The sequence below is a fragment of the Shewanella sp. SG41-4 genome (genome assembly GCF_014164505.1).
GTDB lineage: Bacteria > Pseudomonadota > Gammaproteobacteria > Enterobacterales > Shewanellaceae > Shewanella.
On record NZ_JACJFI010000717.1, the window covers coordinates 1 to 894 of the forward strand.

An 894-nucleotide genomic window follows, 5' to 3' on the forward strand; every position below is an offset into this window, starting at 1 on the left:
TCTCCGCCACCTAGTCTTTTCAATCTAAAAATTGCACTATCATCTTTGTTTTGAACATCTACTATTTGATATTCAACACCATGCTTAAGATCATCTAAATAAAATTCATCACTGAGTTCAAGTAGTTTTACTCGTAAAGGTTTGTCTTGGTCTAAGTGATGCTTTAATGGCAACTTAATCCGAGCACCACCGACTGATAAATCCAGTGTTGCACCATTGACCTCGGTTATTCCTTGCTGAGAAACCATAATTCGAATGCTATAATTCATTCGTTCTTCACAGCGATTAAAGTAGCTACCAAGTACAACGCCAGGTACTAAAAATGGATTTTCTTCGTCAATAACCTCAACTGGAACGTTTTCTCTGAGTTTAAGGCGTCGAAGTTTATGCGCTTTTATAACGTGCTCGTAAACGCCTAAGGTATATTTGTTACGGTATAATGGCAGTGCTTGTAGCAGGGCCTCTTTAGCGGGTTCATCTAGGAAATATCTTTGGTTTGCGACGACAACTTCTTCGCAAGGCAGTTCCGTTTTATCTCGTAAATCTATAATTCGTGTGCATAAAGATGAGATACGGTTTAGCTCCATTTTCAATAGAAAACGGGTTGAATTCGATTCGTCAACTGTTAACTGCTCAAACACGTCCTGAAAATCAGGTTCCATGATCAGTGGTTTTAGTTGTTCAATTAATGCCCTGTGGTTATCTAAACTCATTATTTTATCGTTTTAAATGTTTATTGTGAGTCTGGCTGATAATTTTATCGGCAAGAAAGTGCTGATCTTTATAGTAATATACATTTCAATGTTGTTCGATAGGTATGCACAAATGATATTGTTGTTAATTACCCTGAAACGAAGACTAACATAGCGTATTAATGGTAGTGCTGTATTGATG

Annotated in this window: 1 protein-coding gene; it reads right to left on the reverse strand. The window is 37.0% G+C overall.

Annotated features, from left to right (window positions below):
* Positions 1-713, reverse strand: a 713-nt coding sequence (locus H5202_RS23475; RefSeq protein WP_182774113.1) for a PilZ domain-containing protein, incomplete at its 3' end; no start/stop codon positions are given.
* Positions 714-894: the final 181 nt, after the last annotated feature.